This is a genomic window from Mesorhizobium sp. B2-5-13 (genome assembly GCF_006440535.1).
In the GTDB taxonomy this organism is placed as follows: domain Bacteria; phylum Pseudomonadota; class Alphaproteobacteria; order Rhizobiales; family Rhizobiaceae; genus Mesorhizobium; species Mesorhizobium salmacidum.
This window is the reverse complement of the sequence record NZ_VFUI01000012.1, coordinates 19,356-38,388: the sequence shown is the minus strand read 5'-3', so window position 1 is coordinate 38,388 and position 19,033 is coordinate 19,356. Positions and strand designations below refer to the sequence as shown.

At 61.5% G+C, this 19,033-nt stretch carries 19 protein-coding genes and 1 pseudogene; 12 read left to right on the top strand and 8 right to left on the bottom strand.

Going from position 1 to position 19,033, the window contains the following annotated elements; translation table 11 throughout:
• The first annotated feature begins 21 nt into the window (after positions 1–21).
• Complete coding sequence (locus tag FJ434_RS19830; RefSeq protein ID WP_140752297.1) at positions 22–804, top strand: alpha/beta hydrolase; 783 nt, start codon at positions 22–24, stop codon at positions 802–804.
• A gap of 661 nt (positions 805–1,465) precedes the next feature.
• On the opposite strand, the pseudogene FJ434_RS19820 reads toward FJ434_RS19830, so the two are convergent.
• The 5 genes and pseudogenes from FJ434_RS19820 to FJ434_RS19805 form a co-directional block, all read right to left on the bottom strand.
• Positions 1,466–1,891: pseudogene (locus FJ434_RS19820) on the bottom strand (aminotransferase class I/II-fold pyridoxal phosphate-dependent enzyme); the annotation flags it as partial.
• Between the two features lie 119 nt (positions 1,892–2,010).
• Positions 2,011–2,184 (bottom strand): hypothetical protein, encoded by a 174-nt coding sequence (locus tag FJ434_RS29845; RefSeq protein WP_181166115.1) that lies wholly within the window; start codon positions 2,182–2,184, stop codon positions 2,011–2,013.
• 32 nt (positions 2,185–2,216) lie between these two features.
• Positions 2,217–3,344 (bottom strand): WD40 repeat domain-containing protein, encoded by a 1,128-nt coding sequence (locus tag FJ434_RS19815; protein ID WP_140752295.1) that lies wholly within the window; start codon positions 3,342–3,344, stop codon positions 2,217–2,219.
• Between the two features lie 13 nt (positions 3,345–3,357).
• The gene (locus FJ434_RS19810; RefSeq protein ID WP_140752293.1) at positions 3,358–3,684 is read right to left on the bottom strand and encodes a hypothetical protein; all 327 of its coding nucleotides are present in this window, start codon (positions 3,682–3,684) and stop codon (positions 3,358–3,360) included.
• Positions 3,681–4,157 carry a hypothetical protein gene (locus FJ434_RS19805; protein WP_140752291.1) on the bottom strand — a complete coding sequence of 159 codons (477 nt, stop codon included), beginning with the start codon at positions 4,155–4,157 and terminating at the stop codon, positions 3,681–3,683. The genes FJ434_RS19810 and FJ434_RS19805 overlap by 4 nt, the downstream gene beginning before the upstream one ends.
• Before the next feature lie 567 nt (positions 4,158–4,724).
• Between FJ434_RS19805 and FJ434_RS19800 the strand changes: the two genes are divergently transcribed.
• The 10 genes from FJ434_RS19800 to FJ434_RS19755 all read left to right on the top strand — a co-directional run bounded on the left by FJ434_RS19800 (position 4,725) and on the right by FJ434_RS19755 (position 15,083).
• A complete protein-coding gene (locus tag FJ434_RS19800; RefSeq protein ID WP_140752289.1) occupies positions 4,725–6,392 on the top strand; it encodes an aromatic/alkene/methane monooxygenase hydroxylase/oxygenase subunit alpha in 1,668 nt (555 codons plus the stop codon).
• 52 nt (positions 6,393–6,444) lie between these two features.
• Positions 6,445–7,506: a 2Fe-2S iron-sulfur cluster binding domain-containing protein gene (locus tag FJ434_RS19795; RefSeq protein ID WP_140752287.1), complete on the top strand. Its 1,062-nt coding sequence runs from the start codon at positions 6,445–6,447 to the stop codon at positions 7,504–7,506.
• 50 nt (positions 7,507–7,556) lie between these two features.
• Positions 7,557–8,615 (top strand): aromatic/alkene monooxygenase hydroxylase subunit beta, encoded by a 1,059-nt coding sequence (locus tag FJ434_RS19790; protein ID WP_140714399.1) that lies wholly within the window; start codon positions 7,557–7,559, stop codon positions 8,613–8,615.
• A gap of 17 nt (positions 8,616–8,632) precedes the next feature.
• Positions 8,633–9,004 (top strand): MmoB/DmpM family protein, encoded by a 372-nt coding sequence (locus tag FJ434_RS19785; RefSeq protein WP_140752285.1) that lies wholly within the window; start codon positions 8,633–8,635, stop codon positions 9,002–9,004.
• A 72-nt stretch (positions 9,005–9,076) separates the two neighbouring features.
• Complete coding sequence (locus tag FJ434_RS19780; RefSeq protein ID WP_140752283.1) at positions 9,077–10,099, top strand: amidohydrolase family protein; 1,023 nt, start codon at positions 9,077–9,079, stop codon at positions 10,097–10,099.
• Between the two features lie 5 nt (positions 10,100–10,104).
• The gene (locus tag FJ434_RS19775) at positions 10,105–10,902 is read left to right on the top strand and encodes an iron-sulfur cluster assembly protein (protein ID WP_140714404.1); all 798 of its coding nucleotides are present in this window, start codon (positions 10,105–10,107) and stop codon (positions 10,900–10,902) included.
• A gap of 78 nt (positions 10,903–10,980) precedes the next feature.
• Positions 10,981–12,612 carry a molecular chaperone GroEL gene (locus FJ434_RS19770; RefSeq protein WP_140752281.1) on the top strand — a complete coding sequence of 544 codons (1,632 nt, stop codon included), beginning with the start codon at positions 10,981–10,983 and terminating at the stop codon, positions 12,610–12,612.
• Positions 12,613–12,643: 31 nt separating this feature from the next.
• Positions 12,644–13,687, top strand: coding sequence for an NAD(P)-dependent alcohol dehydrogenase (locus FJ434_RS19765; RefSeq protein WP_140714408.1), 1,044 nt, complete (start codon positions 12,644–12,646; stop codon positions 13,685–13,687).
• 70 nt (positions 13,688–13,757) lie between these two features.
• Positions 13,758–14,447 carry an MIP family channel protein gene (locus FJ434_RS19760; protein ID WP_140714410.1) on the top strand — a complete coding sequence of 230 codons (690 nt, stop codon included), beginning with the start codon at positions 13,758–13,760 and terminating at the stop codon, positions 14,445–14,447.
• Between the two features lie 138 nt (positions 14,448–14,585).
• Positions 14,586–15,083 carry a DUF1097 domain-containing protein gene (locus FJ434_RS19755; RefSeq protein ID WP_140714412.1) on the top strand — a complete coding sequence of 166 codons (498 nt, stop codon included), beginning with the start codon at positions 14,586–14,588 and terminating at the stop codon, positions 15,081–15,083.
• Positions 15,084–15,185: 102 nt separating this feature from the next.
• Here the strand turns inward: FJ434_RS19755 and FJ434_RS19750 are convergent, their stop codons facing one another.
• The 3 genes from FJ434_RS19750 to FJ434_RS19740 form a co-directional block, all read right to left on the bottom strand.
• On the bottom strand, positions 15,186–17,264 hold the full coding sequence (locus FJ434_RS19750; protein WP_140714414.1) for a sigma-54-dependent Fis family transcriptional regulator: 2,079 nt from the start codon (positions 17,262–17,264) through the stop codon (positions 15,186–15,188).
• Positions 17,265–17,366: 102 nt separating this feature from the next.
• Positions 17,367–17,840, bottom strand: coding sequence for a hypothetical protein (locus tag FJ434_RS19745; RefSeq protein ID WP_140752279.1), 474 nt, complete (start codon positions 17,838–17,840; stop codon positions 17,367–17,369).
• Between the two features lie 192 nt (positions 17,841–18,032).
• On the bottom strand, positions 18,033–18,338 hold the full coding sequence (locus FJ434_RS19740) for a ribbon-helix-helix domain-containing protein (protein WP_140752277.1): 306 nt from the start codon (positions 18,336–18,338) through the stop codon (positions 18,033–18,035).
• Between the two features lie 224 nt (positions 18,339–18,562).
• On the opposite strand from FJ434_RS19740, the gene FJ434_RS19735 reads away from it, so the two are divergent.
• Positions 18,563–18,958 (top strand): VOC family protein, encoded by a 396-nt coding sequence (locus FJ434_RS19735; protein ID WP_140752275.1) that lies wholly within the window; start codon positions 18,563–18,565, stop codon positions 18,956–18,958.
• The last annotated feature ends 75 nt before the right edge of the window (positions 18,959–19,033 follow it).

The window sequence follows — 19,033 nt, the reverse complement described above, 5'->3', positions numbered from 1 at the left end:
TGTCCTCCCAAGGAACCCACAATCATGATCAACAGGCGTACTTTCTCGACCGCTCTCGCCGCTGGAATGGCAACAACTCTGCTGGCCGGCGCCGACAAGGCCCGAGCGCAGACAGGCTCCAAAATTCGCAATGTCGTCCTGGTCCATGGCGCGTATGCCGATGGCTCGTGCTGGTCGGAGGTAATTGGCATTCTTCAGAAGGCCGGCCTCAACGCAACCGCCGTCCAACATCCGCTGACCACTCTGGAGGCCGGTGTCGAGGCAACGCGGCGCGCGATCGCGCTTCAGGACGGACCAACCGTGCTTGTCGCACACTCTTTTGCCGGCATGATCGTCACCGAGGCAGGGGTGGATCCGAAGATCGCTTCACTCGTCTACGTCGCGGCGCGCGCACCCGACGCCGGCGAAGACTATACCGCACTCGCTAAGACTTTTGCGGCGCCGCCGGCCTCTGCCGGCCTCGTCTGGTCCGAAGGCTATGGCAAGCTCAACGAGGAGGCTTTCCTGCGGGATTTCGCCGGCGGTATTCCTCGTGAGAAAGCGCGCATCCTTTATGCCGCCCAGGCACCGATTTCAGACAAGCTTTTCACCGGCAAGACGACGCAGGCGGCCTGGCGCTCGAAGCCGAGCTGGTACGCCGTCTCGACCGAGGATCGCACGATCAATCCGGATCTCGAGCGCTTCATGGCCAAGCGCATGAACGCAAAGACCATCGAAGTGAAGGCAAGCCACTTGTCGCTGATTTCTCATCCGCATGAGATTGCTCAACTCATCCTGGAAGCCGCGGGACGGCAGAGCGCCTGACGGGCTTCAGATAAAGGGCTGCGCGCAAGCCGCCGCCTCCGCGGTGCGTCCTGGTCAGTCAAGCGAACTGGCGGGACCTGCTCGCCAAGGCCAAGACGTCGCTGAGCATCGCTCACGATTCATCACGTCCCCGCGATTGGCTGGTTCAAACAGCAGAAAGACCGACAGCCAGTCGTTTGTTGCCAGAGAAGCCACAAAAATGAAGCCAATGATGTTTCAACGCGACGATGGTATCGCAGCGCCACAATGGATTTCGAGGCGTGGAGAGATACGCTCAGAACTATGTGTGGGCGGTACAATCCGGAAGGCACCGGGCCCTACCCCTTTGCCGGTTGGGTGTCCCCCGTCAATGTCAGTGGGTTCATGGCGCTGAACATGGGCTGCAACGCCGAGCGAATCGAGCGGACCTATCGGGATGCTCGTCTGGACAGCGTAGACCACTACTTCGCCGTCTTTCAGGCCGCTGGCCGCTCTGCGATGAGCCACAACGAACAAGCCGTCGAACTTGCCCCGGGCGATGTCGCATTCGTGGATTCGGCTCGGCCGGCGACCTACTTCGCCAACAATGGCAGCGAGGCCTGGAACACCGTCACGCTCAATTTGCCACGCCAGTCGCTTGTATCCCATCTTGGATTCGAGCCACAGGGCGGAATGTGCATTCGACGACAACTGGCGTGCCGCCGAGCAGCTTCACCATTTCGGGATAGGAGACGAAATAGGGCGCCGGCAGGATCGCCTCGTCACCGGTCTCCAGCGTCGCCATCAGCGCGTTGAAGATGATCTGCTTGGCGCCATTGGCGACGACGATGTCATCAGCCGTGTAGTCCAGCCCGTTCTCGCGCCGCAATTTTTGCGCCACCGCTTCACGAACCTCGGGCGTGCCGGCAGCACCCGTATAGAGCGTCTGTCCCGCCTTGGCCGCGACATGGGCGGCATTGATGATGTGGCCAGGCGTCGGGAAATCCGGTTCGCCCAGGCCGAGATCGATCACGTCGACGCCCTTGGCGCGCAACGCCTTGGCGGCTTGCGAGGCAGCCATCGAGGCGGAGGGCTTCACCGCCGACAGGCGCGAGGCAATGTAGCTCATTTGTCGTTCTCCGAAATGTATCCCTTGGAGCGGTCGTTGGCGCGTGCGTCGGCGCCGCGCCTGGACGGATCGCCATAGCCGCCGCCGCCCGGCAATTCGAGGATCAAGCGGCGAGCTGCCTAGTTCGTCTTCAACTGGCCAACCCGGCCCTCAGCGATCCAGCGCGCGGCGAGCACCAATGCGCCCATGCTGAAATCCTTGCCATGCTTGGCCACCATCTCTTCCGACAGTTTGGCGAGTTGTTCGAAGAACGCGTCCTTGCTCTCTTCCTCGGTGGTGATTTCGGTCTGCACTCTATCCTCCTGTTTCACGCGGACTGCGCCCGCTATTTGAACATCTGCGCCGGGAAGGTGATGATCGCCACGGTGCCGTCGACCATGCCCGCCGCCAGATGCCGGCCGTCGCCGGACCAGGCCAGCGCCGTTATCCCGCTGCCCAGCGGCCTGACGAGAAGCTCGTCGCGTCCGCCGATCTGGGCGACGGTGATCCGACCGTTGGCGTAACCGGCCGCAACAAGTTTCTTCTGGGGGTGCGCCGCCACCGTCTCGACCAGAACGAGACCGGCGCGACCGGTTTCCAATGCTCCGGCCGTTCCGCCGTCAAGTGGCGGCGCGGTCATCGACCAGCCGGCGATCCGGAACGCGCCCGACGCAAACAGCGCATTCGCAGGCGGGCTCCAACACACCGTGCGTACCGGCGAGGGAAATCCCGCGACGGTATCGGTCAGACCATCGGCAAGGCCGATCAGCGCAAAACCCCCTGCCTCCAACCCGCAAGCCAGCCATGTGCCGTCGCCGCTCCAGCGAATAGATGTCGGGCGCGCCGGAAAGGAAAAGTCCCGTATCAGGTTAGCAGGCCCTTCGATCGCCCAGATCGACAGCCCATTGCTTGAGCCGCAGGCTAGGCGGCGTCCGTCCGGCGAGAAGGCCAGTGCACCCGTCAACGATGTCGCAGCGTGTCCCAGTCTCGCCACATCGCCGCGGTTGCGCGACAGGAAGACATCGTGGCCGTCACTGACCGCCATCACGGTCGTCCGGGCACTATGATCGATGGCGACGACGGGCCCTTCGATCTTGATAAGCGTTTCCGCAACGTCGCCGTCAGCTGTCAGATGCACTGCTTCGCCGGCCGCCGTTCCGATAAGGAAGCCTGAATGCAGGTAGGCGGCGAGGGGGGCATCGCCGTCGCCAAATGCCGCGGAAGCGATCAACGGCACCGGCGGCTTCTCGCGCGGGCGGATCGTCGTCTGGCCGAGGTCGCCGCTCACCCGGATCCGCGATCCCGGTGGTTCCTGGTCGGCGAGCGCGGCAATTGCGACGGTTCCATCCACGGATGTGAAAGCAACGGTCGAACCATCGGCGCTGAAGCAGAGGTCGGCGATCGCCGACGGGCGTCGCCAGCTGCGTGCCAGCAGGTCGAACAGGGTCAGGTTTTGCATCGTTTGCTGGTTCATTGTGCCTCTCCCGTCAGTCCTCGTTCACCGTCGCCGCAAGCTCGCGATCGACATCCGCGACCTCGCCTTCGGCAGCGGCGATATGGTCCTCGCACGCCGCGCGCGCGTCCACGATCGCCTCGGCGCTCTCCTCCGCCTCATGCAAATCCTGCACCAGTTGCGGGCTGGTGCCGCTCCTGCCGATCTCGAGTTCCACGCGCAGCACCTCCATCTCGAGGCCGGCGAGCTTCTGATTGAGCCGCAATGCCTCGGCGGTGAGCGCCGAGACATTGCCGACAAGTGCCAGCCGGCGGTCGAGCAGTACCTCACGCGTAGCGGCTTTCACAAAAGTCGCCATCATTTTTCCTCCTGGGCTGTCGGCCCGGTCGGCTTTTCGAAGGCCGAGAGCAGCTTGGGCAGCGTGTGGGCCTGCGACTGGAATTGCTTCTCGGCCGTTTCGATGTGGCTCTTGAGCTGATCCCAGATATCGACGCGGATCATCGATGTGGTGTCGCCGGTGAGGCGCTCGATCTCGTCGACGTGGAACTGGCGCGTCAGCGAAACGCCGGAAAACACGAAGTCGCGCAGCAGGATTGCATGGTTCTCGATGAACAGATGGATCATCGGATGGGTTTGCGTTGTGACGCCGCCGGCGGCGAGCTCGGCGCGGATGAAGTCCTGGAAATGGCTCTGCAGCCGGTACTGGCTTTCGCCCATGAACCGCATGACGAAAACCAGGTCGCGCGGCATCAGCCTGACCAGGTCGCCGGTCACCCCATCGGCCTGGTTGGACATTGGCTGGGCCGGACCCCGGTTGTCTTTATCGTTCGGCATCATCTTCTCCGGCATTGAACCGTCTAAGGCTTGCCTCATAGATATTAGAGAAGAAAGAGAAAATGAATAGATCTCGACAGGGTTTGATTATATTGCGTAAGCGAACCATTTATATTGCACTGCAAAAATGCTAAATGTTACAGTCGTAATATACATTTGTAAATTAACGTTACAGTTGCGCCAGCGTTTATGGGCGGAATGCCCGAGGTTTCGCTTTGAACGGTGGTCAGAGGCTCCGTTTTTCAAACTGGCACGGCGATTGCTTTACCTATTTGCATAAGAAGCCCATCGCGCTTGAGCGGTGCCAAAAGAACGAAGGACCGGAGGAAGCAGGGGCAGGGTACATTCGCTTCGATACGCCAGCGCACATGCGGTCGGCGTCTCGCGGCTCCCTGCCGGACGCCTCGAAAACCTTTGCCGCGATCCACTTGAATGGCCGGACCACGAGTCGCGCCTGAATGCGCAAACCCTTTGTCGTGCCGTTCGCAATTTCACTGGCGGTGCCGTGCGCCGCTCCATGCCGGGGTCAAGGGACCTTTGGCTCAAACCTGGTGGAGGCTTATGACGATGACGTCTCTGACGCTCAACAAGATCACCTCGCAACGCGGCATCTCCGTGGGCGAGGCGACCAAGAAGATTGCCGACCTCGGCTGGAATCCTTCCTACGTCCAGGAAGCGATGACGTTTCCGACCGACTACAAGATCAACAAGACGCCGCGCGACCCGATGAAGCAGGTCCTGCGGTCCTATTTCCCGATGCAGGAAGAGAAGGACAACCGCGTCTACGGCGCGCTCGATGCGGCGCTGCGCGGCGACATGTTCCGCAATGTCGAGCCGCGTTGGGTCGAGTGGATGAAACTCTTCCTCGCCATCATTCCCTTCCCGGAAATCTCGGCCGCTCGTTCGATGGCGATGGTCGCGCGCATCGCCCCCGGCGAGGAACTTCGGACCGGCTTCACCATGCAGATGATCGACGAGTTCCGTCACTCGACGATCCAGATGAATCTGAAGAAATGGTACATGGAGAACTACATCGATCCGGCCGGCTTCGACATCACCGAAGAGGCCTTCGGCAAGTGCTACGCCACCACCATCGGCCGCCAGTTCGCCGAGGGCTTCATCACCGGCGACACCATGACTGCCGCCTGCATGTACCTGACCGTGGTCGCCGAGACCGCTTTCACCAACACGCTGTTCGTCGCCATGCCTTCGGAAGCCGCCCGCAACGGCGACTATGCGCTGCCCACCGTCTTCCTGTCGGTGCAGTCCGATGAGAGCCGGCATATCGGTAATGGCCACTCGCTGCTGATGGCAGCGCTTAAGGAGCCGGAGAACCACCTGCTGCTCGAGCGCGACCTGCGCTACGCCTTCTGGCAGAACCACGCGATCGTCGATGCGGCCATCGGCACCTTCATCGAATACGGCACCACCAACCGCGACAAGAACAAGGAGTCCTACGCGGAAATGTGGCACCGCTGGATCTATGAGGACTATTACCGCACCTACATGCTGCCGCTCGAGAAATACGGCATCAAGGTCCATCACGATGACGTCCAGGCGGCCTGGGAGCGCATCACCAAGAAGAACTACGTCCACAAGGTCGGACAGTTCTTCGCGGTCGGCTGGCCGGTCAATTTCTGGCGGATCGAAGCCCAGACCGACAAGGACTTCGAGTGGTTCGAGCACAAGTATCCGGGCTGGTACGCCGAATTCGGCGAGTTCTGGAAATGGTATGCCAAGCTCAGCCACAAGGGCGAGAAGGTGCTCCTGTTCAACAGCGACGTCGGCTACGTCTATCCGCACCGCTGCTGGTCCTGCCTCGTACCCTGCCTGATCCGCGAGGATATGGTTGTCGGCGAGATCGATGGTCAGCTGCACACCTTCGCCCACGAGCTCGACAAGTGGACTGCCACCGTGGCGTTCGCCGACGAGTATCAGGGCCGTCCGACGCCCGCGATGGGCCGCTTCAGCGGCAAGCGCGAGTGGGAGACGCTCTATGACGGCTGGGATCTGGCCGATGCCATCAAGGACCTGAACTTCGTCCGCTCCGATGGCAAGACGCTCGTCCCGCAGCCGCATATGCGCTTCGACGACAAGGAGATGTGGACGCTGGACGATGTGCGCGGCAACACGCTCGGATCGCCGTTGAACGCGCTGCGAGGCATGTCGGCAGCGGACCGTGAGAAGCACCTGGCCGAATACCGGGCCGGCTTCACCATCAATCCCTGCATCTGATCAGGCCAGAGGGGCGGGTTCGTCCCGCCCCTTCCTTTCACTGGAGGTCCGTATGTCAGAAACCCACACGGTCAGGCTCAGCCCGGTCGGCGTCGAATTCGACGTCGAAAATGGCGAAACGGTGCTCAACGCCGCGTTCCGCCAGGGCATCGCGCTGCCGCACGGTTGCAAGGAAGGGCAATGCTCGGCCTGCAAGAGCGTGTTGCTCGAAGGCGAAGTCGACATGCTCAAGTACTCGACCTTCGCGCTGAACGATATGGAGAAGGAGAGCGGCCACGTCCTTTTATGCCGCTGCATCGCCTACTCCGATCTGGAAGTCGAGCTTCTCAACTATGACGAGGAGATTTTGGCGAAAGCGATCGCCGTGAAGACGTTCAGGGGCCGGATTGCTCGGATTGAGCATCTGACCCACGACATTCGCGGCATCGAGATCGAACTCGGCTCCCCAATGAAGTTCTGGGCGGGGCAATATGTCGACATCACGGTTACCACGCAAAAAGGGGAGACGATTACGCGCTCGTTCTCCATGGCAAATACGCCGGACCAAACCCAAAAACTCTCCTTCATCATCAAAAAGTACCCTGAGGGAAAGTTCTCCGGAGAGCTCGATTCCGGAGGCATCGAGGTCGGGGCCGAAGTCACCGTCGTCGGACCTTACGGAACCTGTTTCCGTCGCGACGAACGGCAAGGACCCCTGATCCTGGTCGGTGCCGGATCAGGCATGTCGCCGATATGGTCGATCCTCAACGACCATCTGAAAAGCGGCGAGAAACGTCCGGTCTATTTCTTCTACGGTGCCCGGACGCGCAGCGACCTATTCTATCTCGACAGGATCGCCGAGCTGGTCGGTCAGCATTCGGAAGTCACGTTCATTCCCGTGCTGTCGCACGCGACTGATGACGCCGAATGGGAAGGCGAGCGCGGCTTCGTACACCAGAGTGTCGACGCCAAGCTCAAGCAATTGGCGGTCGACGGGCAGGGCGATGTCCATGCCTGCGGCCCGCCGCCGATGATCGACGCGCTTCAGCCGGTTCTGTTCATGAACGGGTTCGAGACGGAGCGGATCTTCTTCGACAAGTTCACCACATCGGCAGGTGCAACGCCGGCCCACTGAGAGGGCGGCCACGCAACTGCACCCACAACTGCAACAAGGGAGTGAAGACTATGCCAGCTACCTCGAGTTCAGTCGGATCCGGAGCCGCCGGCGCGGCGATCTTTGCCGACTCCGACAGCCGGAAGTACCGGTATTTCGACCCGAAGGGCCAGCGTGCCACCCACTATGAGGACATGACGGTCGACGTGCAGCCTGACCCGGAGCGCTACCTGATCCAGGACTGGATCATCTCCTTCGCCGACGGCAAGGGCGCCTATGTCAAGCAGAACACCGCCGCGCAGAGCTCCAACTGGCATGCCTTCCGCGCGCCCGACCAGGAATGGGAGCGCACGCACTACCAGCGCCAGTCGAAGATCGAGACGATGGTGCAGAGCGTCATCAACAATGCCCGCAAGTCTGGGGCACCCAAGACCTTCGACAAGGCCTGGGTTAAGATTTTGCAGACGCAGCTCGGCGCCTGGAAACACGCCGAATTCGGGCTCGGCACCTCGCTGATGCAGGCGCAGCGCTACGGCTACACCCAGATGATCAACAACGCGACGCTGACCAACTCGTCCTACAAGCTGCGACTTGCGCAGGACATCACGCTCTACCTTGCCGAGATCGGCATGGACCTTCCCGGCTGGGACGATGAACTCGGCAAGAAGACCTGGCTCGAGGATAAGAACTGGCAAGGCACCCGCGAAGCGGTCGAGACCATCATGGGCGCGACCGACTATCTCGAACAGTACTTTGCCATCAACATCGTTTTCGAACCGCTGGTCGGGGAAGTGTTCCGCTCGGGCTTCCTGATGCAGATCGCCGCCGCCAACCACGACTTCATCACGCCTGCGGTGATCTCGGCAGCCGAGGCCGACTACGAGCGCAACCTCGCCAACACGATCGACCTCATGCACTTACTCGCCAACGACGAGAAGCACGGCGCGGCGAACAAGAAGCTCTTCCAGGGTTGGGTCAAGAAGCACGGCGCGCTCGCCGACAAGGCAGCCATCGGCCTGCAGCCGGTCTGGTCGATGCCGCATTCCAAGCCGGTCGCGTTCGCCGACGTCCGCGCCAAATCCGAGGAACGGATTGGCCAGATCCTCGGCGAACTCGGTCTCAAGCGCTGACACAAGGAGAAATTATCATGTCACTAGCAGCACGGGACGCAACGCATTCCAACATCTTCAAGGAGATGAAGGACATCACCTTCGAGCAGACGATTTCGCATCAGTGCGGCGTCACCATGAACGACTCCGTGGAAGCGAGGGCCATCGCTGAATTTATGGGCCTGAAGCCGAACGTGACCGTCACCTACCAGCCGGCGATGATCCGCATCGATGGCACCGGCAAGCTGATCTTCAAGATGGACGAGATCAGCGAATATCTCGGCCGCGAGATGACGGCGGAAACCTTCGAGGTTAACAGCTCCACCCACTACGGGCGAATGGTGCGCATCGACGACAACACCGTGATCCTGTTCGGCAACATGGACGAGATGTTCGAATACATCGAATAAACGCGAAAAAACCGGCGCGTCGCCTGGTGGCGGCGCGCCAAGCCGATCAACAACCATCTCGCGGAGGGAAGAATGTTTAGGACACCGGAAGGCAAGGATATTTTCGTGGTCGACGGCCACACCCATTTCTGGGACGGCAGCCCCGAGAACCAGAAAAATGTCCACGGCAAGCAGTTCATCGAGTGCTTCTATGCCTATCACACGGGACTCAGTCCCAAAGAGCAGCTGTGGGAGAAGAGCAAGTTCGAAAAGTACAGCGCTGACGATCTCTACCGCGACCTGTTCATCGACGGTCCCGATGACGTGGCGATTGTTCAATCGACCTATCTCAAGGATTTCTACAAGAACGGCTTCAACACGATCGAGCGCAACGCCGAGGTGGCCAAACGCTATCCCGAGCGTTTCATCGTCAATGGCGCCTTCGATCCGCGCGATGGCGGAAAGGCGCTTGAGTACATCCACTTCCTCAAGGAGACCTACAACGTCAAGGGCGTGAAGATGTACACGGCCGAGTGGAATGGCGATTCCAAAGGCTGGAAGCTCACTGATCCGGATGCCTACAAATGCTTCGAGCTTTGCGACAAGCTCGGTATCAAGAACATCCACGTCCACAAGGGCCCGACCATCATCCCGCTCAGCAAGGACGCTTTCGACGTCCATGACGTCGACCACGCGGCGACGGATTTCCAGAACCTCAACTGGATCGTCGAGCATTGCGGCCTGCCGCGCCTTGACGATTTCTGCTGGATCGCGACGCAGGAAACCAACGTCTATGGTGGGCTGGCGGTGGCGCTGCCCTTCATCCATTCCCGCCCGCGCTATTTCGGCGAAGTCATTGCCGAACTTCTGTTCTGGATCGGGCCGGAAAAGATCCTGTTCGGTTCCGACTACGCGATCTGGACGCCGCGCTGGCTGGTCGAGAAATTCTGGGCCTACCAGATTCCGCAGGATATCGCCGCGGAAAGCGGTGTGCAGCTGACCGACGAGATCAAGGAGAAGATTCTCGGCCTCAACGCCGCGCGCCTCTACAACATCGACATCGAAGCCAAGAAGAAGGCGCTCGCCAGTTCGCCCTTCAGCATCGCGGCGGAGTAGCAACCATGGCAACCGCCAGCGTGTCCAGCAGCCGCGAGAAGGAACTCTGGCGGCGCCTTGGTGAGGTCAACGACCCGGAACTCGACGAACCGATCACCGAGATGGGCTTCGTCGAGCGGGCCACGATGACCAGCGACGGCAGCGTCGAAGTCGACTTCCGGTTGCCGACCTACTGGTGCTCGCCCAACTTCGCTTTCCTCATGCTGGACGGCGTCCGCCAGGCGCTCGAACAGCTGTCCTGGTCGCCTGCCTATTGCGTCAAGCTGCACGACCACATGTTTGCGGAAGAGGTCAATCGCGGCATGGAAGCGGGCAAATCTTTCGGCGACATCTTCGCCGAACTTGCGGAGGATCAGGACCTCAGTGCCTTGCGCGAAACCTTCCGGATGAAGGCATTCAAGCGGCGCCAGGAGGCAGTCCTGCGCGGCCTCAAGGCGCAAGGTCTGACCGATGGAGAAATCCTCGGCATGGGCTTGCCTGCGTACGACGTCGCACGGATCGAACCGGGCGAAGCGGCCAAGCAAAAGCCGAGGTACAGGGCCGTCCTGCTTGAGCGTTTTCCCGACCGCCGGGCAGGAGATCCGGTCTTCGTGACATGGGATGGGCAGCAGATTCCGCCCACGGCATTAACGGCCTATCTCGGCGAACTGCGCGGAGTGCGCATCAACATGGAGTTCAACGGCGCGCTTTGCCGGGGGCTCAAACACACAAGATACAAGGAACTGGATGTGGTCGACGGCGAACCGACGCTGGTCGATTTCATCATGGATCGCGTGCCTGCTCGAGCCGCGCCGGCTGCCTGAAGCAGAACTGACGAGCAACGGCGTCCCTCGCACGAGGCCCCCAACCAACAACCCGCCCGTAAGGCGGAAGGAGGAATCATGCCTAAAATAATGCTTCACAATTCCGACGCCCGTCGTGCTCTGGCCCGCGGCGTCTTCCGCTTGGCGGCCGCCGTCGAGCCGACGCTCGGCCCCAAAGGCATGAACGCTATGATCGACCGGCCGATCGGGACACCCATGGTGACCCGCGACGGCGTCAGCATCGCCTCAGAGATCGAACTGCACGACCGTTTCGAGAACATGGGCGCGCAAGTGGTCCGCGAAGTGTCGATGCAGACCAACGAGGTCGCCGGCGACGGCACCACGACGGCCATCGTGCTGGCCAACGCGCTCATCCAGGCCGGCATCGGAGCCAATGAGCGTGGTGCCAAATCCGTCGATCTCTGCAAGGGTATTGACCTTGCCGTGGCGGCTGTGGTGGCAGCGCTCAAGGCTTCCGCCAAGCCGGCAAAGGGCAATGGCATCCTGGCTGCTGTCGCCAACATCGCCGCGACCAACAGCAAGCTTGGCGCACTGGTGGCGGAAGCGCATCAGCGAGTCGGCGCCGAGGGCGTCATCACCACCGACTTCAGCGCAACCACGGAGACCACGCTCGACGTGGTCGAGGGCATGTCCTTCGAACGCGGCTATCTCTCGCACCATATGGTGACCGACCAGGAGAAGATGGAGGTTATTCTCGATCGCCCCTATATCCTGATGACCGATCTCAAGATCAAAGAGCCCGAGGCGCTCGATGCGGCGCGCCGCATCGCCGACGAGGATGGGCGGCCTTTGCTGATCGTGTCCGAGGAAATGTCGCCGGTAGTGGTGGTGACGCTGCTCGGCAAGCAAGGACCGGGAAAATACCTCGTCGTCCATCCGCCGGAATATGGCCATTGGCGCAAGGCGATGATGGAGGATTTGGCCATCATCACCGGCGGCAAGGTGATCGCACGCGATCTCGGCGGCCGGCTGGAGGATATCACCGCCGAAGACCTCGGCACGGCCGACCGGGTGAAAACCAGTTCGTCCTATACGTCGATCATTCGCGGCGGCGGCGACCATGCTGCAATCGCCTCGCGTCGCGCCCAGGTGCAGCGACAGTATGAAGCCTCGCCCCCGAACATCGACCAGGACAAGCTGCGCGAACGCCTGGCCAAGCTCTCCGGCGGAACCGCGATCCTCTATGCCGGCGGTGTCACGCCGGTCGAGCAGAAGCGGACCATCCAGCTCATCGAGGATTCGCTGAATGCGGTGCGCGCCGCATCCGAAGAGGGCGTGGTCGCCGGCGGCGGCTCGGCACTTGCCCAGATCGCGCCGCTGCTCGACAAAGTGTCGGCCGGCGTCGACGGCGATGTCGCCGAAGGCGTGCGTCTGGTGCGGTCGGTGCTGTCGCGGCCGCTCTGGCGTATCGCCGCCAATGCCGGCGCCGATCCTGAAGCGGTCGTGGCGGAAGTCACCCGCATCAACGGCGGCTACGGCTACAACGCGTCCGCCGGCAGCTACCAGAACATGTTCGAGGCAGGGATTATCGATCCGGTCCGCGTCACCTACACGGCACTCGCCAACGCAGCTTCGGTGGCAACGCTGATCCTGACCACCGAAACGCTGATCGGCCATCTCGCCGAGGACGAGGACCCGACGGCCGGACCGGCTCGCGGCGGCGGCTCCGAGAAACTCGGCCGCGCCTAAGCAAACAATCCCGACTTGAAAGGATACGACGATGAAAGCTGCCAGACTATACGAATACGATCCACACATGAACGTCCAGCTCAGGATCGAGGAGGTCAAGGCGCCGACGATCACCGCCCCCGACGAGGTGATCGTGCGGGTGGGTGCTGCCGGCCTGTGCCGCACCGACCTGCACATCATTGAAGGCGTGTGGAAGCCGACCATGGACCCCGAAGGCAGGCTGTTGCCCTACATCATGGGCCATGAGAATGCTGGCTGGGTCGAGGAGGTCGGCAGCGGCGTCAGGTCGGTCAAGCGCGGCGACGCGGTGATCTGCCATCCCTTTCGCTCGTGCGGCATTTGCCTCAACTGCCGGCACGGCGAGGACATGTACTGCGACAACGGCCAGTTCCCCGGCCTTGGCATGAATGGCGGCTTCGCCGAGTACTTCATCACCAGCGAACGCTCGCTGATCAAACTGAACGCCAATGTGACGCCGATCGAGGTGGCGCCGCTCGCGGATGCCGGTATCACTGCCTACCGCGCCGCCAAGCGGGCCGCCAAGCTGCTGAGGCCAGGGAGTTACTGCGTTCTGCTGGGCATAGGCGGGCTCGGTCATATCGCCCTGCAATCGCTTCACGCGATCTCGGGCTGCCGGATCATTGCTGTCGACCGCGAGCCTGCGGCGCGCGTGCTGGCCAAGGATCTTGGCGCCGACTTCGTCCTCGATGGCGGGCCGAACGTTGCTGAGGAGGTCATTCAGATCACCGGCGGCGGCGCGCATGTGGTCATCGACTTCGTCGGTGAACTTGGCGTCGAAAACATCTGCTGGAAGATGGTGCGCAAGGGTGGCCAATTGTTCGTCGTCGGCTATGGCGGCACCGTCAACGTGCCGACCGCGCACCTCGTCATCGAGGAGATCAACATCGGCGGCAGCCTGGTCGGCAATTTCACCGAGCTCGTCGAACTGATGGAGTTGAACGCCGACGGCAAGGTGAAGATGCACTACACCGAATACAACCTCGCCAGCATCAACACCGCGCTCGACGATTTCAAGAACCGGCGGTTCACCGGCCGCGGCGTGATCGTGCCCTGAAACATTTGGACCGGATTTCGCGCGCACGAGTGCGTCCGGTCCCCACTATCGTCCAGAGGGAGAGAAAAATATGAACAAATACATCTGTGAATTCGTCGGAACCTTCGCGCTGGTCTTCTTCGGCTGCGCGACGGTCCTGTTCATGCGCTCCGAGGTCGGTCTGCTCGGCGTCGCCATGGCCTTTGGCCTGTCGGTGGTGGCGATGGCGTATTCGATCGGACCGATTTCGGGCGCCCATCTCAACCCGGCGGTGAGCCTCGGCTTCTTCGTCTCAGGCCGGATGAAAGCCAATGATCTCATCGGCTATGTGGTCGCGCAATGCGCGGGCGCGATCGTCGCATCGGCGGTGCTCTACGTGATCGTGCAAGGCAAGGGGGGCGGCTACGACGTGGCGGCAAATGGCTTCGCCCAGAACGGCTGGTCGGCCTATTCGGCAACTTCGGCCTTCCTGTTCGAGGCGGTAGCAACCTTCCTGTTTCTGCTCATCATCCTTCGCGCCACCGCCGAAGGCGGTGCCGGCCCCCTAGCCGGCCTGGCGATCGGGCTGACGCTTGTCATGATCCATCTCGCCGGCATTGCGGTTTCCGGATCGTCGGTCAATCCGGCCCGCTCGCTTGGTCCGGCGCTCTTTGCCGGCGGAGCGGCGCTGTCGCAGCTCTGGCTTTATATCGTGGCGCCGTGCCTCGGCGCGACCGCTGCCGGGCTGGCGTTGCGCGTTGGCGTTATCGGCGCGGGTGAACCGGCGGCTCAGCCAGCCTGACTGCTTGCCGGATCCGGCAGGCTTTTCCTCTTGAACCCCGTGGTTGATGCCATGGCGTTCTGGTGTCGGGACGTCAGGCGAAGCGCGATCCTGAAATGAGCTTCTTTGCTTCGGGCTTTGAAAAAACGGGAGGACAATATGGATCTTATCACAGGGTTGGCCGTCGTCATCGGCATTATGGGCGGCATTGCAACGTGGGCAGCGATCACCATCGGCAACCCCTATTTGCTGATCTGGGCGGTGTTTGTCGGCTGGGGGAGTTTCTATCACTGTGGCGGCAAGGAAGCCGGGTTCAAGAATTCGGCGGTCGCAAACCTCTGGGGAGCGGTCTGCGCCGCCGGCGCACTGATTGCACTGACATCTATCGGGGTTACGGCCATCATGGCCGGCATTTGCGTCGGCATTTCAATCGTCGTCCTGATTCTCGCCGCCAAGCTGCCATTGCTGAGCGCCATCCCGTCGGCGGTTTATGGCTATGCGACAACTGCCGCGCTTTTTCTGCTTGGTGCCGCCGCCTATGGCGAAGGCATCGGCGCCATCACCAAGGTCGCGACCGCTGTGGTTGTCTCGCTGATCATCGGCAACATCCTCGGCTACGTCTCGGAGAAAGTGACCGGTGCCGTCGTAAAGGCCTGATGATCCCCAGGACCGCGGCCTGAAGGCAGCGGGTGACGAACTTCCCCCAATCCGCGGCGCCAATGCCGCGGTGTTTTTTCGTGCCGGAAAACGGGTCTCGGTCTAGAGGAAGCCGCGTCGGATGCCGTACTGGCCGAGCTTGCGATAGAGCGTCGGCCGCGAAATACCGAGCCTCAGGGCGACCTTGCTGAGATTGCCGCCCTCTGCGGCAAGCGCATTCTTGATCGCCTGGCATTCCGCATCCTCGAATGTGCACACCGGTGCTTCGAGCACGGTTGCGGGGTGATCGCTGTGAATGGTGCGATTGCCGGCGCTGATTTCCCCCGGAAGATCCTGCAGCTCGACAGTGCCGCCGCGCGCCAGGATGTGCAACCGCCCAACCAGGTTCTTCAGTTCGCGCACATTGCCTGGCCAATGATAGGCGAGCAGGGCCTCGAGCGCTTTGTGCGAGAATTCCAGCGGTTCCTCGCCGGCCGCGGTTGCGATCTGCCGGTTGAAATGTTCGATCAGCAGCAGCACATCCTCGCCGCGCTCGCGCAGCGGTGGGACAGTGATCGATACCGCGCCAATTCGATAGTAGAGATCGCGGCGGAAGCGGCCTGAGGCAACCTCCTGCTTGAGATCGCGATTGGTAGAGGCGACCAGGCGCACGTCGACCGGGCGACCTCGGCTGTCGCCAATGCGGTTGACCACGCGCTCTTCCAGCACACGCAGCAGGAAGGGCTGGATCTCGAGCGGCAATTCGCCGATCTCGTCGAGACTGAGGACGCCGCCATTGGCGAGCTCGAAAACGCCCGGTTTTCCCTCACGCGAGGCGCCGGTAAAGGCGCCGGCGACATGGCCGAACAATTCGCTGCCGAACAGGTCCCTGGTGATTGCCCCGCAATTCATCGCGATGAACGGATCGTTCGCCGTACGCCGGCTGCTGGCATGGACGAGCCGCGCAAACAGCTCCTTCCCGGTCCCCGTTTCACCTTCGACCAACAGCGATGTGACGCTGCCCGACCGGGCGACGCGGCAGGCGACGTCGATTGCGGCCTGCAGCGCTTCGCTTTCGCCGACAATCATGGCGACAGCATCCTGAAGATGCTTGTTCACTTCCCGGCGGACCACCGCCACGCCGGAGGCTACCGGCACGGGGGGGAATACCAGCGCCGCGCCGCGGAGGTCGCCGTCGAGCTTGAGAGGCGTGATGTGGCAGGATCGCAGATGGGCCGGCAGCGCCTTGGCAAGGTCGGCGTCGGAGCCGGAGGACGGAAGGTTCATCAGCCAGCGGCCACGACCTGGCTCCATCGGGCCGTCCATCATCTCTGTGGTCTCGCCGTCAGGCACGTTTTTGCAGAAGATAGCGCGGCCGCGATGGTCGACGATCACCAGCCCGTCTTTCTGGCGGTAGCTGGGAGCCGACGAGATGAAAGCTTCGAGCAGGCGGGTGCGCTGTTCCTGCTGCTGTTCGGCCAATGCCTTTTCGATCTGCCGGGCTGTGGCGGCGACGAGCGCGGTGTTGTGCGGCCGAAAGATCGGCGAATAGCCTGACAGGTCGACCACACCGATGATCTTGCCGTCGAGCGGATCGCGGATCGGCGCGCCGGCGCATGTCCAGGATTTGATGCCGGCGCAGAAATGCTCGGCCGCATGGACGAAAGTCGGCTCTCCGGTCCACAGCGCGGTGCCGATGCCGTTGGTGCCGACGGCGCCCTCGTTCCATTTGCCGCCGATGGCGAGATGGATATCCATGCCGTCATGCAGCGTTTTCTTGTCGCCGATGGCGTCGATCAGCACGCCGTCGCTGTCGGCCAGAACCAGCATTGCACCTGTCCCGTCCAGCAACTGGCCAAGAGAGGCGAACGACCGGCGCGCCGCCGAAAGCAGTTCTGCATTGGCGCGGGTCAGATATTCGATCTCGTCGCGATCACTGCTTAGCGGCGCTTCAATCCCTTGAGCGTTGATGCCGCCGGTCGCGCTGCGATACCAGGACTCGTGAATGAGGGAGCGGACGTTGCCTGGGTGGACCGGGTCGCGGGCACATTTGGGCTCGTCGGCCAGAAAATCTTCCCAGGCGCGCATGGTGGCGCGCTCGTCATAATCGATGTTCCCCAGAAGCATTTGCCCGGCAGCAGCCGTCGCACGCGCCGGAAGAGCATCGATCTTCATATGATTGGGGCCTATCTCGCGTTTCATTCAGTCATCACGGAACCTTCGAGGCATGCCATTTCTGTATGCTGTCGCGTTCGTATGCTGTCGCGGCTGGACGTGAAGAGCACGCCCGGGCCGTCTGCCTGATCAGTCGATGCCAAGTTTCACGCCGATGTCGGCGGCAAGCTGTTCTTCGGTATAGGTGGTGGCGAGACGTGATCCGTCCAGGCCGGCAAGCGCCGCGGCGACGGTTTCGTCGACCGGCGAGAAGAAGCCATTCTGCTTTGTCGCCAGCACGAAGATTTGCTCCCCGCCGCGGTTGCGGATGTCGCCGATGTGATGAAGTTGGCGGCCTGTGTTCTGATCCTTCGAAATCACACGGCCGTTCATGGTGACCTGGATGGACGGCCTGGCTTCGACCGCGGGCGCGGCACTGCCGCCGACATGGATGATCAGACCTTCCGCCTTTGGTTGCTGGCGTGGCTTCCTGCAAGCCGAATAACCGCCGCCGCTGATCTGGTCGGCGAGGCGCACTATGGTCGAGCGGTTCTGCTCGATCAGTCTTTTGACCTGCGTGTCCTCGCGCCGCGGGCCATCCCGCTTCGAGATGATCTCGACCATGAATCCTCCCAGATTCGCGAAGCGTTGCCGTCGATACAGCTTATTTCTTCTTTTGAGGTGAACCCTACACCGCCTCGGTGAAGTTCGCCATTCATATCACACACATAGCGCCAAAATTCGCATCGGTGGTAGCAGGCGGCTGCTACACTGGATTTCCGCCATTTGGACGAATTGAGCAATGCCATCGACGGATCAGGCTGCCTTGTTCGTAAACTCCGATGGTTCGCTGTCAAGTGGTTGCCTGTCGCGCAGGTAGAGTGCACATGTGGTGCGCAGCATGGAGGCAAAGTTCGGGATATGGCCGTTCATCTCCAGCGCTTCATCGTAAAGCGTCGAGAGGAATTTTGGCGCCGTCATTCCCTGTCCCTGGGCGATCTCGTCCAACAGCGTCCAAAAAGTAGCCTCGAGTTGAATGCTCGTCGAATGGCCGCCTATTCGAACTGAGCGGTTGACCAGCCGATACCCTTCCGGATCCTGCTTGGCAAAGACCTTACACATGCGAAGACCTCCCGTTTGATTTTCCTTCTGGGCGACGCGCGGCTTCTGCGCCCGTTCGCCGCAATGATACCAACCCGAAGCGCATTTTTTCGCTCAATTCACAGTGACTACCTTAGCGCGTGAATCAGCCTCACGCCAATTTTCAGACGTGGTAACCGGCTGCCACCCCTTTTTGCAGCCAATAGGCACGGTATCCGAGACCACGCGGCAGACTGGAGACTCCCTTGGCGAAAGCAATTCATTCGATGATTCGGGTGGTGGATGAGAACCTTTCGGTCAGTTTCTACAAAAGCGCATTCGGACTCGATATTGCTGACCGGTTGGATTTCGACACGTTCACACTGGTCTATCTGCGCAATGCGGAAGCCGATTTCGAGCTGGAACTGACGATCAACAAGGGCAGGAGAGAGTCCTACGCGCCTGGCGACGGCTATGGACACCTGGCTCTTTGCGTCGACGATCTCGACGCAGAGCACAGGCGTTTGGCGGCCGCAGGGTTCAGTCCGCGGAAAATTGTCGAGCTCAACCGTGAAGGCGCGCTGCTTGCGCGGTTCTTTTTCGTGGCGGACCCCGACGGCTATCAGATCGAGGTTCTGCAGCGCCACGGGCGCTACAAATAGCGCGTTTGGGGACCTGATTCCCGCCGATAGCCCGCTGCCAGCACCGCCGGCAGCGGGTTGTCGAGCGCACCAACG